At 37.5% G+C, this 15835-nt stretch carries 13 protein-coding genes; 3 read left to right on the plus strand and 10 right to left on the minus strand.

Features of this window, described 5'->3' with window-relative positions:
- Positions 1 to 455 precede the first annotated feature (455 nt).
- The 3 genes from MY533_RS19880 (at position 456) to MY533_RS19890 (ending at position 4374) form a co-directional block, all read left to right on the plus strand.
- Positions 456 to 1106 (plus strand): LytTR family DNA-binding domain-containing protein, encoded by a 651-nt coding sequence (locus tag MY533_RS19880; RefSeq protein ID WP_132361594.1) that lies wholly within the window; start codon positions 456 to 458, stop codon positions 1104 to 1106.
- Positions 1107 to 1591: 485 nt separating this feature from the next.
- On the plus strand, positions 1592 to 3112 hold the full coding sequence (locus MY533_RS19885; protein ID WP_132361592.1) for a succinyl-CoA:acetate CoA-transferase ScpC: 1521 nt from the start codon (positions 1592 to 1594) through the stop codon (positions 3110 to 3112).
- A 116-nt stretch (positions 3113 to 3228) separates the two neighbouring features.
- Positions 3229 to 4374 carry an MFS transporter gene (locus tag MY533_RS19890; protein WP_248717298.1) on the plus strand — a complete coding sequence of 382 codons (1146 nt, stop codon included), beginning with the start codon at positions 3229 to 3231 and terminating at the stop codon, positions 4372 to 4374.
- Between the two features lie 12 nt (positions 4375 to 4386).
- Here the strand turns inward: MY533_RS19890 and MY533_RS19895 are convergent, their stop codons facing one another.
- The 10 genes from MY533_RS19895 to MY533_RS19940 form a co-directional block, all read right to left on the minus strand.
- Positions 4387 to 4695 (minus strand): hypothetical protein, encoded by a 309-nt coding sequence (locus tag MY533_RS19895; protein WP_248717299.1) that lies wholly within the window; start codon positions 4693 to 4695, stop codon positions 4387 to 4389.
- Positions 4696 to 5458: 763 nt separating this feature from the next.
- Complete coding sequence (locus tag MY533_RS19900; RefSeq protein ID WP_248717300.1) at positions 5459 to 5740, minus strand: GNAT family N-acetyltransferase; 282 nt, start codon at positions 5738 to 5740, stop codon at positions 5459 to 5461.
- 132 nt (positions 5741 to 5872) lie between these two features.
- Positions 5873 to 6787, minus strand: coding sequence for a DUF1002 domain-containing protein (locus MY533_RS19905; RefSeq protein ID WP_132361584.1), 915 nt, complete (start codon positions 6785 to 6787; stop codon positions 5873 to 5875).
- A 377-nt stretch (positions 6788 to 7164) separates the two neighbouring features.
- Positions 7165 to 8022, minus strand: a complete 858-nt coding sequence (locus MY533_RS19910; RefSeq protein WP_132361582.1) for a CvfB family protein — start codon at positions 8020 to 8022, stop codon at positions 7165 to 7167.
- Between the two features lie 41 nt (positions 8023 to 8063).
- The gene (gene mntR, locus MY533_RS19915) at positions 8064 to 8483 is read right to left on the minus strand and encodes a transcriptional regulator MntR (protein ID WP_132361580.1); all 420 of its coding nucleotides are present in this window, start codon (positions 8481 to 8483) and stop codon (positions 8064 to 8066) included.
- An 864-nt stretch (positions 8484 to 9347) separates the two neighbouring features.
- On the minus strand, positions 9348 to 9647 hold the full coding sequence (locus MY533_RS19920; protein WP_371873368.1) for a late competence development ComFB family protein: 300 nt from the start codon (positions 9645 to 9647) through the stop codon (positions 9348 to 9350).
- 169 nt (positions 9648 to 9816) lie between these two features.
- Positions 9817 to 11943 carry a heavy metal translocating P-type ATPase gene (locus MY533_RS19925; protein WP_248717301.1) on the minus strand — a complete coding sequence of 709 codons (2127 nt, stop codon included), beginning with the start codon at positions 11941 to 11943 and terminating at the stop codon, positions 9817 to 9819.
- Positions 11924 to 12295, minus strand: coding sequence for an ArsR/SmtB family transcription factor (locus MY533_RS19930; RefSeq protein WP_248717302.1), 372 nt, complete (start codon positions 12293 to 12295; stop codon positions 11924 to 11926). The genes MY533_RS19925 and MY533_RS19930 overlap by 20 nt, the downstream gene beginning before the upstream one ends.
- A gap of 261 nt (positions 12296 to 12556) precedes the next feature.
- Positions 12557 to 14920 (minus strand): penicillin acylase family protein, encoded by a 2364-nt coding sequence (locus tag MY533_RS19935; protein WP_248717303.1) that lies wholly within the window; start codon positions 14918 to 14920, stop codon positions 12557 to 12559.
- A gap of 140 nt (positions 14921 to 15060) precedes the next feature.
- On the minus strand, positions 15061 to 15816 hold the full coding sequence (locus MY533_RS19940; RefSeq protein WP_248717304.1) for an exodeoxyribonuclease III: 756 nt from the start codon (positions 15814 to 15816) through the stop codon (positions 15061 to 15063).
- Between the last annotated feature and the right edge of the window lie 19 nt (positions 15817 to 15835).

Below are 15835 nucleotides of genomic sequence, written 5' to 3' on the forward strand. Positions count from 1 at the left end.
ACACCTATCTATTTCATATATAAGAAAATAGTATTTCCTTAATAATTGTATGAATTGAGTCATATTTCACAATTATATAATTGAATATAACTTAAAAATAACCCAACTAAACCACTAGTTTACAAAAAAAATAGACTATAAAGTGAATTTTACCATATTCTGCGATTTCCTTTCAACCACATTTTGTCTCTAGTACTAGTTCTAATTTATCATATACACATAGTAGAAACATCGTAAACTTATTTACCTATATTTAGATTTTACCATATTCATACCAAAATGAATTAGTAATTATTTAAAATATGTTACAAATTATGTAATGAATTTTACAACTTTATATTTCATCAATCGACATTTCTCTTTTTTATTCCGAAATCTTCTCTATATAATTTATACGAATATGTAGTAAAATAGATGATAATACTATTTTTAAAAGTTTAGACGAGGTGTTAAAATTGGAACCAAAACAAATAGAAGAAATTATGGAGATTATTAAGGAATTCTTCCCTGAGAATACTTCCATTGCAATTTCCGATACAAACGAATACTTGTACTACCAACCGAGTAAAAAAGTTGATTTAAAAATTAAACCTGGCGATCCGATTAAAGAAGGTTCTGCGGCTCATAAAGCGTTAAACTATGGGCAAAAGATTAGCTCTTATATTGAACCTGATGTATTTGGGGTAGCCTATTACGGCATGAGTATTCCTTTAATGGAAGAAGGAGAAACAAAGGGTGCTATCACTGCGATCTTCCCACAAAAGCCGTCAGCATTTTTAACGAATTACATTACAATCAAAATTGACGATTGTTGGTACCCAATCAAGCATGATCAGGTCATTTATCTTGAAACACAGCTCCGAAAAACATTTGTTAAAACAATGAGTCGTGAAGGATATCACCGCTTAAACCTAAGTGATCTTGAGCTATTTTTAGCCCCTGACTCATTTATACGTTGTCACCGCTCTTATATCGTTAACATTGACTACATTGATGAAATCCAACCAGACTCACATTCAACGTTTTTATTAATCATGAAAGACGGTACACGAATTCCTGTTAGCCAACGCTATGCAAGTTACTTCCGACGTTCTTTAGGTTTCTAATTTTGTAAAGTACAGCGAGCCAATTTGATTGTTCGCTGTACTTTTTTTAAGTTCCTCAGCACAATAGCTTGAATTGACATTGGTTCAAGCTCATCGGACGCCCCAGAAAGCTTTGCTCTGTGCGAAAGCGCAGTGTAGCGAAGCGGCAGCAACAAATATTTTTTCTGTGCGAAAGCGAAGCGACAGCAACAACAATAAAGGCCTAGCCGGAACGGAAATCACTTCTTTCCTATTGTTGTTATAAACTCTCTAAAAATAAAGCAACTCTACATTAAACCGTTTTCTCTGTCGAAAATTCGTTTTTATGCTCATTTTTCCTCTTTTTACTCAATTTAATGCTATTTCTAAAGTTTTTGTGACAATTTGGTGATAGTATTATTCAAATGGTTGGAGTCATACTACAACTGAATAAACAGAAAATTCTTACACGTTTTTTCTAGTTTTGTAATCGGTTTCCATCAAACATTTTAGGGGAGGATTTTTTTATGGATGCAAATGTTCAAAAACGCCTAGGCTTAAAAGAACTTGAAAGTAAAATTGTTACTGCTGAAGAAGCTGCAGCACTGATTTCAGATGGTGATGTAGTTGGTATGAGTGGATTCACTCGTGCGGGTGACGCAAAAGTTGTTCCTATGGCTTTAGTAGAGCGCGCTAAAAACGAAAAATTCAAAATTGATGTATATACAGGAGCTTCTTTAGGACCTGAAGTAGATAAATACTTAGCTGATGCTGGTGTTATCCGCAAACGTGGACCATTCCAAGGAGACGCAACTATCCGTAATTTAATTAACACTGGTGACGTCCTTTATGTTGACGCTCATCTTTCACATAACGCTGAATTAGTTCGTCAAGGAATCATTGGACCAATTAAATATTTAATTCTTGAAGCTGTTGCGATTACAGAAGATGGACTTATTATCCCAACAAACTCTGTAGGTAACTCACCGATCTTCGCTGATTACGCTGAAAATATTATTGTCGAATTAAATATCTCTCATCCAGAAGCTTTAATAGGTATCCACGATATCTATGTTCCAGGTGAGCAAGGTCAACGTGAAGCAATCCCAATGACTGATGCTATGCAACGCATTGGTGACATCGGTATTAAAGTAGATCCAGCTAAAATTAAAGCAATTGTTATTTCTGAAGAGCCAGATGCTCCTTCATTAATCGTTCCTCCAGATGAAGAAACACAAACAATGGCGAACATTTTATTAGACTTCTTCCGCGATGAAATTAAAGCTGGTCGCTTAACAAAACAATTAATGCCATTACAATCTGGTGTAGGTTCTGTTGCAAACGCTGTACTTGACGGCTTCGCAAATTCAGAATTTGAAGATTTAGTTGTTGCTTCTGAAGTACTTCAAGATGCTGTATTCAACTTAATTGATGCTGGTAAAGTTAAATTTGCGGCAGCTACTTCAATTACACTGACTGAAGAATTACAGAAAAAAGTATATGGCAACCTAGAGAAATACGCTGATAAAATTTGCTTACGTCCACAAGAAATTTCTAACCACCCAGAGCTTATCCGTCGTTTGGGTCTAATCTCAATCAACACTGCTCTTGAACTAGATATCTATGGCAACGTAAACTCAACACACGTATCTGGTACTCGTATGATGAACGGTATCGGTGGTTCAGGCGACTTTGCACGTAACGCACGTCTAGGTATTTTCGTTACTAAATCATATGCAAAAGGCGGCGCTATCTCTTCAATCGTGCCAATGGTTTCTCACGTAGACCACACTGAGCATGATGTTGATGTCATCGTAACTGAGCAAGGTATTGCTGACTTACGTGGTCTTGCACCGCAAGAGCGTGTACCTTTAATTATCGAAAACTGTGCACACCCAGATTACAAAGAACAACTTTGGGATTACTATAACCGTGCTCTAGAAGCAACGGGCGGCCATCAAACGCCTCATATTTTAGAGGAAGCACTTTCTTGGCACGTAAATCTTGCTAAAAATAAAACAATGAAAAAAGAAGTTGCTAAAGCTTAATTTCATATTTCAGGAACGCTTTATAAGTTGAAAAACTTATAAAGCGTTCTTTTTTATCGGGAATGGTATAATCAGTGTTGCACTAACTAAATACATAATTTTTCATCGGAGGAGTAATGAAGAAACTTATCTATTTGATTATATTCTTGTCATTTTTCGACCTGTTTACCCAGCTTCCTGTCATTAGTACATATGCTGAATCCTTAGGGGCATCAGCCTTCATTACTGGCTTAGCTGTAGGTATGTATTCTCTATCCAATACATTTGGTAATATTATCTCCGGTTTTTTAACGGATCGTAAGGGACCATTTGCTATTTTAATCCTAGGTCTTTTAACAACAGGTCTTTCACTGTCACTTTATAATTTAGTAGAAGATCCTATTGTTCTATTAGTAGTCCGCTTTGTACATGGATTAGTGGCGGGCTTTATCGTTCCTGCTGCCTTCACATTTTTAGCAAATGCAACTGAGCAAGAAAAAAGAGGTAAGGGCAGTGCTATCTCTGGAGCATTCGTTGGCATCGCCGCAATTATCGGCCCTGCCTTTAGTGGAATTCTAGCGAGCCGTACTAGCGTACCATTCGTTTTTAATATTACGGCAAGCTTTATGCTCTTGCTGAGTGTATTTGCCTTCTTTTCACTAAAATCAAAGCATGTTAAAAAAGGAAAATCTGCACCGATTACAAGCATTCCTATTCATGTACTTTTTACTAATACAGGTACATTAAAAGCCTTCTCTAGTGCATTCTTTTTAATGTTTTCTCAAGGGGTTATTGCCTATCTCCTTCCTTTAAAAGTACAATCTTTAGGCTTTGATTCACGTTTAAGCGGAACTTTAATGAGTACATTCGGAATAATTGCTGTACTCGTATTTATTTTGCCGACTAACCGTATTTTCGATAGGGTGGCACCAATTAAAACATTATCACTTGGTATAAGTTTAATGGGGATCAGTCAATTATTAATTAGTCAGGCAGATTCAAGTACGTTACTTTATATTGCAATGGCCTGCTATGGTATCGGGTTTGGCTTCTTGTTCCCATCAGTCAATTCACTTTTAATCGACTCTACAACAGCTGATATCCGTGGAAAAGCCTATGGTTACTTTTATGCCTTCTTCTCACTAGGAGTCGTCCTAGGTTCCTCATTGCTCGGATGGCTCTCATTAGGCATTGGCGGCGGCTTTATATTTACTGGAATTGTATTATTAGTATTTGCATCGATTATTATATGTACACAAAAAAGACCTTCTCATGTTGAATGAGAAGGTCTTTTACTATTTATCTTCTTCCTGAATCTCTCCATTGTAGTAATGGATACCTGTATGTCCCCCACCTTCAGCAACCATTTCGTTTGAAGCTATTTTTGTTGGGGACGTTCCAGCTTCTGTCGCTACTTCAGTCGATATACGCTCTGATACGTCTTGGTGCATCTCCATATTTGTTGTATTCAAATAAGATGCTAATTTAGATTTTGTACTATTGAGCATACTTAATGCTTTATCACGATTTTCTTTTTTACTTAAATAAGATGCTGCTACAGCTAACCCTGCAATTAAAACACCTGTTCTTTTTCCTTTTGCCATTATAAATCCCTCCCAAAAATATAGAAACTGGCTCTATATTATATCTTTTCCCTATTATTTGAGGACTAAACATAATTTTTATTTACGTTACAGCATATATAAAAAGAGAGATCATCTATAATCCTTCGTCCCAGCATATAAACAAAATTCATAGTAAGTCTTATGTTCTCAGACATCGCAAATTAACCTCCTACTAAATTCAGTTACAGGTATTTCTTGTTTATCACGTAAAAATAAGGAATGCTATTTAAAGTACCCAATTGAAACTAAATTAAACCCCATATTATAGTAAATATCAATGATTACGAAGGGCAGTTAAAGGGCAATAATGTATTATTAACACTAATAATTGGAGAGTGATTATTATGAAAGATTTGGACTCAGTATATGATTGGGTAGACATGGCTTCATTAGTAGGTGGGGCAGGCATCTTAACTGCACTAATTTATAGTATTTTACTGTAAGGAATAGCATAGATGATTTACAAAAATCAATTATGACTCGGCGCAATCTCCGTTGTTGCAAAAAAACATGTATAGCTGGCGCTTTGCGCTTGCAGATAAACATAATGCCGCCGGAAGCTTTAACTGCTTTCAGCGAATGTTTTACGAGCTAAAAAGGCAATCTGCTTTATTTAACAAGCAAATTGCCTTATTTTTTATCCCGCATTAACGGGCAGTAAGTTTCACCATATCATTTTGCAAATAGATGCGCTCGATTGCCAGTGTGAAATAAAAAAATCCTCACTGATTAGCGTTTCACTTTATCGTTTTACATCATGATAATCATTAGATTTTTCAAATGCAGCAACTACATACGAGCAAACAGCTTCCATTTTATAGCCTTTCTCACGTGCATAAGCTGCAGCATGATCCAACAATTTTTTTGCCACACCTTGGCCACGGAGCTTATCGGATACATATGTGTGATCCATTATCATTACTTGCCCCTTTTGTTGCCATGTAATTTCCGCTAATCTTTCCCCTTCTTGCTCATAGACAAAAGCAAGCTTATTTTCTGCTAGTTGTTGTAATTGAAATTCCATTTCCCACCACTCCTTTTTATCATAGTAACATAGCTCTTTTATACGTAACACTAAAAAGCCACCTATGAAAATAAAAGAATCTGTTACCTTTCTCTAGTAATCTAGAGAAAGTGTTACAGATTCTTTTCTTAATTAATTAAACCAGGACGCAATTGTATCTTTTAAATTAGCAAAGAAATTTTTCACACTTTCCCAGAATCCTTTATCTTCCATCAGTGATCCAAATTTATCTTTAATTGTATTGCTAATATCATCTAATTGTTTAGACCATTTACCAAAATCAATGTCTAGTTTGCTAATTTTATTCATCAAATCAACTAGTAATTGACGGTCCTTGTCACTTAAATTAATTTCAAGCTTGTTTAATTGCTCTTGCACAATCTTTTCAACTTCTTCTTTACTTGCTGGCTTCGATTCTGCAATTTCTTTTTTGATTTCCGTTAGTAATTCCGCAACCTTAGCATCATCCACGCCTGCCGATTGCGTAAGAGTAGTTGCTACTGATAGTTCATCATTTGCAACATCTGTACGATCAGTATCTAGCTTTTCACCTGTTGTTACTTCGTAAGCTTTATATATTCCCACTAGCGCTGAATGGCCTGTTACTGCCTTAGGCGCAGCAACCTGTACTGTTGCATCTTCAATACCTGCAGTTAGCATGGCATTTGCATACATTTCAGAAGTAACCTGTGTAATATTTGACGGTGTAACAATTTCAATAACTAAGCCTTCTCCTGCATTTTTGCGCGTAATTTTGGCAGAAGAATACATACGAGAGCTAGAATTACTATCTTTAATATATTTGGCTAAGTCTTGACCTGAAACTGTTATTTCTTCAACTTCAGGCTCTTCATTGACTTTTAATGACTTTTTAACAGACTCTTTTTCAGTCTCTGATAAGTTTGCACCGTATACGACGATTGGTGCTCCTAGTTTTTCATCAATTGCTTTAGGTGGCGTATTATCAGCTGCAAAACTTGTTGATGGCGCCATCACGCCAAATACTAACATAGTCGCTGTTAGTATTTTTATCCACGTGTTTTTCAAATTGTGTGACCCCTTTCGTTAGAAAACTCATTGGCCTGTATAATATTTGCCAATCAATTCTGCCTCGGCATCCTTGCCGCTGTCGCTTCGCTTTCGCTACAGATAAACAATGCGTCCGGATTCGGCTTTATGCCTGCAAAAAGAATTTCTTTCCGATTTCGCGACATCCGCCAGAGGCTTGACCTTCTTTGGAGCAGATGGTTGATCTCACACTAAAAGAAGGTAGGCAATAATTAGTACGAAAAAAAGACGAGAAGGTTTCAGCAGCTCTCGTCATTTTCTTTAATTTTATCTTGTAACAAAAACAATTGTAACTGCCGTTACATAAAACAACTATAGCTGACGCTTTGCTTTCGCTACATAATTGCTGAAAGAAATTAAATTTCCTCTGTCCAACCGTCCTGCTGTTTTACCTTACCAGCTTTCATAAGCGTACCTAACGCTCGTTTAAATGCACCTTTGCTCATTTTAAACATTTCTTGCACTTCATCAGGTGAGGATTTATCGCCAAATGGCATTTTGCCCCCTACCTCTTGTAGATAATTTAAAATTCTTTGTGCATCATCTGACAGACGCTCATGTTTACGTGGTAAAAGTGATCCATTCATTGAACCATCATCTTTCACATCAATAATACGAACTTCTACGTCTTGTCCTAGACGAGGTTCTGCATTACGCTCTGACTCATGAACAAAAATACGGTACGGGATCTCCACACCTAATAAAAATGAGCCCACTGGTAATAAACGATATGGACGCGCCTTAATGTTTTTATTGTGCATTTCTTCAAATGCACCTTCATATAATTCTGAAATTTTTTCTTCAGTTGCTAAACGTCCAAATAAATCACCATTGCGATCTGTGCGTAATGTCATAAATAAATGGTCGCCTGGTGCTGGCCAAAGCTCTTTTATTGCAGGTAAATCTTCAGCTTTTACTAGCACCTCGCGTGAAGTACCGATATCTACAAAAGCCCCCTCGCGCTCGACTACTTTTAGCACTCGAGCCCAGCCATATTCCCCTTGTACGAAAGCCGGAATAGCTGTTGTAGCTGCTAAATCGCCACGACGATCCGCAAATAAAAATACTTCAAGGCGGTCACCTATTGCAAGTGGCTCTGTTACCTCTGAAGCATTTAAGGGTAGTTCGTCAACTCCATTTGTTAAGATCCATTTCGATGCTTGTTGTTCTAAAACAGTTAACGTAACAACTTCACCTGATTTTAATTCGTTCATATTGTCTTCCTTTCCCTCTTACCATCATTTTCACAAAACCTTTAGAAATTATGATGTGTTCTAGATGCCTCTAGTTTTTTAACGATGTCCGGATTTTCTTCCATTACTTGCACAAGATCCGCAATTCGATCGATTGAATTCCAACTTAAATGATGTTCAATTCCTTCAACATCATCGTAAATTCGCTCTTCATCCACACCAATGATTCGCAAAAATTGCTCTAGAAGCTCATGGCGCAGTACAAGACGTTTTCCAAGTTTTTCTCCTTTAGGCGTCAATGTAAGGCCACGGTATTTTTCATAAACTAAATAACCATCTTTATCTAATTTTTGAACCATTTTTGTAACAGAAGAAGGAAGAACAGATAATGCTTCAGCAATGTCAGACACACGAGCATACCCTTTATTTGTGATTAATAAGTATATTTGTTCGATATGGTCCTCCATACTAGGTGTTGGCATATCCTTTTCCCTCTCTTTCCTTTTCTTACTCTCTAGTTTACTACAAGCTTGCCTTAAAAGTTAACTGAAAATACATATGCCAGAAAAACAATACTTGTGCAACCTAAAAAGAACCAACTTCATATGTTGGCTTCCGTTTAGTTGGAAAATTTGTGGCGATGAAATTAAGGTATCGTTTTAAAATAAAGTATGCTTTATGCAAAGCAAGGGGGTGATTTCCGTTCCAGGCTACTCGCTTTCCTGTGGGCGAGCGTCGAGCCGCTTCCTCCGCTGCGCTCTGTGCAGGGTCTCGCCTGTCTCGCTTTCCCACGGGAGTCGAGTAGCCTTCCACTCCAATCAACAATAGTGTAGCGCTATTATAAATTTCTTGCATTTCAAAAGTGAACACTTTGGGTACTCATCATTTTCGAAAATCGCGAGTAAAGCAGCTCATCAGACGCCCCCTGGAAGCTCTGCTCTGTGCGAAAGCCAAGCGTCAGCAACAAAGCGCCCAGTCTCCACTACAATCAACTATACACATAGCGTTTATTTTCTGGCATTTTACTCTATTTTATTGAGATAAAACGAAACATTAGCAATTAGTTTTATCTGTGCGAAAGCGCAGCGACAGCAACAATTAGTTTTATCTGTGCGAAAGCGCAGCGACAGCAACAATTAGTTTTATCTGTGCGAAAGCGCAGCGACAGCAACAAATTAGTCGCGAAGGCGGAATGTGAACGAAGTGGCAGCGGCAATAATAGCGGAGGAACCGGTCAGTCACTTCCCCACTGGAAAGCAAATAGCTTGGGACGGCAATCCACCCTCGCTTTGCCGTAAAAGATACTCTATTGACTCAATAGTTTTTAAAAACATGAAGAGCCAACTTCATATAGAAGTTGGCTCTTCCTTATGTCGAGGATGCTTATTTACCACATGTAATGCATGAATAATCTCTTTATTGATTCGTTCAATATTTTCAGGAGTATTCATCATTCTAAATGCTTCATCTCGGGTTTCCATAGATGTAACATACTTGCTAGGCAATGCATTTAGTGTAAGTGCCACTGTGTCAAGTTCACAGATTTCACATTTACAAAATGTTTGATATTCCGGTCCTCGTAGTAGAAAACTTACTAAACCACGTACAATTTCCTCTGTAACATTTACTAAAATAGGATCTGACATATTCAAACCTTCGCCTCATTTTTATTTAATTGTTACATTATTCCTGAAACCATAATAACGTTAACGAAGCTTTTTTTCAAGAATCGCTAGTAGCATCTATATCAAAACAAATTACTAGCTCCTTAGAATGATTTTATTTCCTACACCCTTCCTTCAGGTTATATCTTATTCACCATTTCTTAGTTTTGATTAATCGCAATGAGTTAAACACAACTAGTAACGTAGCACCCATATCTACAAAGATCGCAATCCATAATGTTAGCCATCCCGGGATAACGAGTAACAAAGCAACTAATTTTAGGGCTAAGGCAAATATAATGTTCTCTTTTATGATGCGTAATGTTTTCCTACTTAAGCCAATCGTATAAGGTAGCTTCGTTAAATCATCACCCATTAATGCGATATCCGCAGTTTCTAGTGCTGCATCAGTCCCAGCACCTCCCATTGCAATACCGACATCGGCTGAGGCAAGTGCAGGTGCATCATTAACACCATCTCCTACCATCGCTACTGCACCATACTGCGCACGTAAATCTTTAATGGCCATTAATTTTTCTGCTGGTAATAAACTTGCTCGCACATCTGTCATATTTAAGGAAGTTGCAATTGCCTGTGCTGTTGGCTTTGCATCACCTGTTAGCATAACTTTATGTTTCACTTTTAAACCATTTAATTTATTCAACACTTCTTTACTTTCTTGTCGTAATTGATCAGCAATACCAATCATTCCTATAAACTGATTATTACTAACAGCTGCTACAACTGTTTTCCCCTGTTGTTGAAGTTTTTCAACCTGTTCTTTTACCATTTCATCAACAGTCGTTAATGTAGCAATCCATTTTAAGCTTCCTACATAGATTATTTGACCGTCTACTGTTGCGTAGGCACCCTTTCCTGTTACGGATTGAAAGTCTGTTGGTTTAAGTTCTGTTAAATTTTCCTCATGTAATGCCTGTAAAATTGCTTTAGCTAATGGATGCTGTGATTGCTTTTCAACGGCCGCTACTAGCTGTAAAACATAATCCTTAGACATATTTTGCGATGTAAAAATATCCGTTACAGCAGGTTGACCTTTTGTAAGTGTTCCTGTCTTATCAAATGCTATTGCTTCAATATGACCAAGTTGCTCTAAATAAATTCCGCCTTTAATAAGAACACCTTGTCTAGCTGCATTCCCGATTGCCGTAACAATAGCAACTGGTGTAGAAACGACTAATGCACATGGACAGCCTACAACGAGGACAGCTAATCCTTGGTAAATCCAATGTTGCCAATCACCTATAAATAAAGGAGGGATAACAGCTACAAGTAAAGCTACAATCATAATTGCAGGCGTGTAGTATTTCGCAAAGCGATCAACGAATTGCTGCGAAGGTGCTTTTTCTGCCTGGGCTTCTTCAACTAGATGAATGATTTTAGCAATTGTTGTGTCCTCTACTCGCTTTGTCACACGAACCTCTAGGGCACCTTCTTCATTTAATGTTCCTGCAAATACTTCGTCATCGACTGTTTTACTGACCGGAATAGATTCACCTGTTATCGCAGCCTGATTCACTGCTGACAATCCACTAACTACAATTCCGTCCATAGCGATCTTCTGACCAGGTTTAACGATTAAAATGTCACCAATCTCAATCTCCTCCGTTGGTAACTCCATCTCATGGAAATGTTCTCCATGTGCTCGCTTTATCGTTGCTGTTGGTGGAGCTATATCCATTAGCTGACGAATTGATTGACGCGCCTTATCCATTGAATACGCTTCAAGTGCTTCACTTACAGCGAATAAAAAGACAACTACAGCGGCTTCTTCCCATTCTCCTATAATGGCTGCACCAATTACCGCAATGGTCATCAGCGTCTTCATATCAAATTCAAAGCGCGCTAGATTGCGGAAACCTGTTTTGAAAATGCCAATTCCTCCAACTAGAATCGCGATAATAAACATCCCAATAGTGAGTGGCTCAGTTTCACTTCGCATTGCTCCAAACACATATCCTAGTACTATGAATAGCAAGGAGATTCCAGCTAATATATTTTCTGTTTTTCGATAAAAAGGTGTTGATTTTTCAATGGTTCTTACTGTTGATTGGGAAACTTTTATGCCATCGAAAGCACCTGCTTCTTCAAGCTGATCAACGTCAATATTACCAATAACCATTATTTTAGAAGCACCAAAATTCACTTGTGCATCCTGGACTTCGGGAATAGCCTTCACATTTTTTTCGAATTTAGCTGCACAGCTTGCGCAGGATAAGTTTTGTAGCCTGTATTCTTGTTTAGTTGGTGTCGCTGTCATTTACAATCCCCTCTTTCACATGTTCATAGGCAATCGTTACAATTTGATACACATGCTCATCAGCTAAAGAGTAGTACACTTGCTTTCCTTTCCGATATGATTTCGCTAAATTATTATCTTTCAAATATCGTAAATGATGCGATGCCGTTGCTACTGAAGAGCCGATAATGGAAGCAACATCGCAAACACATAATTCAGCTTTGACCGTTAAGGCATACGCAATTTTAAGTCTTGTTTCATCAGATATTGCCTTTAAAAATTTTGCTACACCTGATAGATCTGGCATTTGCTGTTGTACCTTGATGACAGCTTCTTCATGAACATGTGTTATTTCACATACTTCTTTTGCCATTTTTTCATCACCTCATTCAAATGTTTGTTTGATTGTTTTCAATATAACATAATATTCCATCATATTCAAATGAATATTTGAATGTAAATGATTTATATCACAGCTTTAGAAAATATCTATATATACAAGTAAAAAATCTAGCACTTCAATTAAATTGTTTCAAACCCATTTAAAACAAAAAAATTCCTTTCTACTCGAAAATAGAAAGGAATTTTTATTGTCATAATATAAAAACGCATTTAATTCTTATAGCCATTCACCCTATTTGGCTTTTAATCGCAACGTCTTACCTTTAATATCTTCTTTTCTCACAAACGTTTGATGATAATCTCCATTAGCCCAATCCATTACTTGATCTTGATACCATGCTGATTTTACATGTCCACTCTGTCCGGGACCAACAATATGATAGGCTGAACTTAAATCGCCAACGTCAACAACAAAGCGCCATGATGCGCCATGATTAACATTTCCAGCTAAGTCATTATCAGCAGCCTGAACAGTAACCTTTGAACCACCAATAGGAATCTTTTTAGCATTAAAATATGCTGCAAGAATCGGTGAAGCTTTATCTAATGTATGGTCAAAGGTAAGCTGATGGAAGTTACCCCATTTCCATTTTGATACGTTTTTGCCGAATTGATCTTCTATTTGTGCGACAGTGAGCTCTAACGCCTTGTAAACTGTTGCATCTACACCACCCTGCTCATCAATCCATATGCTGTTCTTACCGGCATAAGCTGTACGTAAAAGCTGGTCTGTAATATTAAATTTCCCATACATTAATTCATACATATCTTCTGGCATCTGATCCTTAAATAACACTTCCTGTAACTTTTCCATTAATGTATGGAAAACTAATGGCGCCCCTGAATCCTTTGCATCTACCATGTCCCAATTCTCTAATAATTTAATTACATCTTTATATTTCCCATTCTGATCTTGTGCTTTTATTGATGTTAATAAATAGGGTAAAAACTCACGAGCATATAAGTTATGCTGATCCATTTGTAATTTCTTTATGTCTTCCACCGTTAAAGAGTCATTCGCCGCTAAAACTTCCTTAATCCGTTCAAAACGATAAGGCTGTGCCCAGAAATCTGTTATATGATAAGGATATTCTTCCCCAATAACTTCATTATTCGCTGTTGCAATAAAGCCTTCATCTGGGTTTACTACAGTCGGAAGCTCATCCCACGGGATAAAGCCCTCCCACCCGTAGTCACTAGAATCACCTGGTACCGGCAGTTGCCCGTCCCCTTGTTTACGAATCGGAATTTGACCATTCGCTTTATACGCAATTGTGCCATCCTTTGATGCAAAAACGAAATTTTGAGCAGGTGCCTTAAAATCCTCTAATGCTTTTTCAAATTCACCCCAGGATTTTGACTTATTAAAGCCTAACACTGCACGAAGTTCTGTCGTTGGTTGCAGTGCCGTCCACTGCATCGAAAACTGTGCTGTAGGCTCCGTATCTTTAAAAGCTAAATCAGTCATGATTGGACCGTGACGTGTGACAACGACATTAAAATCTACCGTTTCTCCGTCCTTTACCTTTATCGGTTCATTACGCACCTCTGCTTGCTCCCACTTACTATCATAGCGGAACTGTGTCGGATTATTCGGATTAGGTATTTCAATATATAAATCCTGTACATCAGGTCCAACATTTGTTACACCCCATGCAATGTTATCGTTGTGACCTAAAATAATGCCCGGGACACCCGCAAAAATTACGCCACTCACATTTTGCTCAGGAGATTGCAGATGCATTTGATACCAAATAGATGGTGTACTCAGCCCTAAATGTGGATCATCTGCTAAAATTGGCGTACCGTTTTTTGTTTTCTTCCCCGATACAACCCAGTTATTACTGCCGTTAAATTCATTTGGCAACAGCTCTGTCTTAAAATGCCCTGCCACTGCTACGGGATTGTCTTTATTTGCCGTAATAATAGATGAAGCGTTTTCAGGATACTTTATAAATAATTCTTTAGCTTTTTCTTCACCAAAGTTTTGTAAAGCCCAATGACGGAACGCAAGCGTATTCCAATTACCCCCTAAATCATAGGCCATATATTTACCAATAGTAAGAGAATCTACAACGGACCATTCCTCCGGTTCGTAGCCTAGTAATGCAAATTCATAGCTTAATGTATTATTTTCCTTAGCCTGTGTAATAAAAGCATTGACGCCATCTGCAAACCACTCAAGTACCTGTCTACTTTCTGTATCATAGATAGATAATGATTTTTCAGCTGCCTCACGCAAGCTAAACGTTCGGAAATGTTTGTCAGTATCAATAGTTGCCTCACCGATTATTTCCGACAAACGACCACTAGCTTGTCTTCGCGCTAAATCCATTTGAAACAGTCGATCTTGCGCTTGAACATAGCCTTGTGCACGATACAAATCTGCATCTGTCTTTGCAAAAATATGAGGGATACCCTTGTCATCCCTTGTGACAGTTACATCTTCATCTAGCACACTCAACGAAAGCTCTCCATCAATTACCGGTTTTGATTTATTCATAAACCATGTAAATCCAATAAATGCAACAATAGCTACTACAGCTAAAAATCCCGCTATAGCCAGTAGCCACTTTTTCCACGTAAACTTTCTCATATCCTGCCCCCCCTTTTTGCAATATATTCTTTTACCCGCTTTCAAATCCTTTAAAAAGTAACTTCTTTAAAGCAGGTGTCATTAATTGCGTTGCAGTAAAAAAAATCGTATCTCCTTTTAGAAAATACGATTCTTAAAACCTAGTTATTTAGCTGTAATTCAATCGGACAATGATCACTGCCCATAATATGTGAATGAATGCTAGCTTCATTTATGTTGTTCTTTAGTCTCTCAGAAACAATAAAGTAGTCAATACGCCATCCGATATTACGCTCGCGTACTTTATTCATATAAGACCACCATGTATAGTGATCTGTTGTATCTGGATACATGTAGCGGAATGAATCTACAAAACCACTTACCAATAGCTCCGTCATTTTTTCACGTTCTTCATATGTAAAACCTGAATTACCAACATTAGACTTCGCATTTTTTAAATCAATGTCCATATGTGCAACGTTTAAATCACCGCAGTAGACTATAGGCTTCTTACAATCTAACTCTTTTAAATATAACGCTAATCGATCCTCCCACTCTAAACGAAGAGGTAGTCTAGCTAAATCACGCTGTGAATTCGGGGTATAAACATTCACTAAGTAAAAATCTTCATACTCTAGTGTAATAATTCTGCCCTCTCCCTGCGATTCATCGTCACCAACACCATAACGTACTGCAAGTGGGGTATGTTTTGTAAAGATCGCTGTACCTGAATAACCTTTCTTCTCTGCATAATTCCAATATTGCTCATATCCCTCAAGAGAAATCTCCACTTGTTCAGCCTGACACTTTGTTTCTTGAATACAGAAAAAATCTGCATCTACATAATTGAAGAAATCTAAAAACCCTTTTCCTAGGCAGGCTCTAATTCCATTAACATTCCATGATATAAACTTCATTTTTTTGTTTCACTCCTCA

Origin of the sequence: Lysinibacillus sp. Ag94 (assembly GCF_023242215.1) — a bacterium.
Classification (GTDB): Bacteria; Bacillota; Bacilli; order Bacillales_A; family Planococcaceae; genus Lysinibacillus.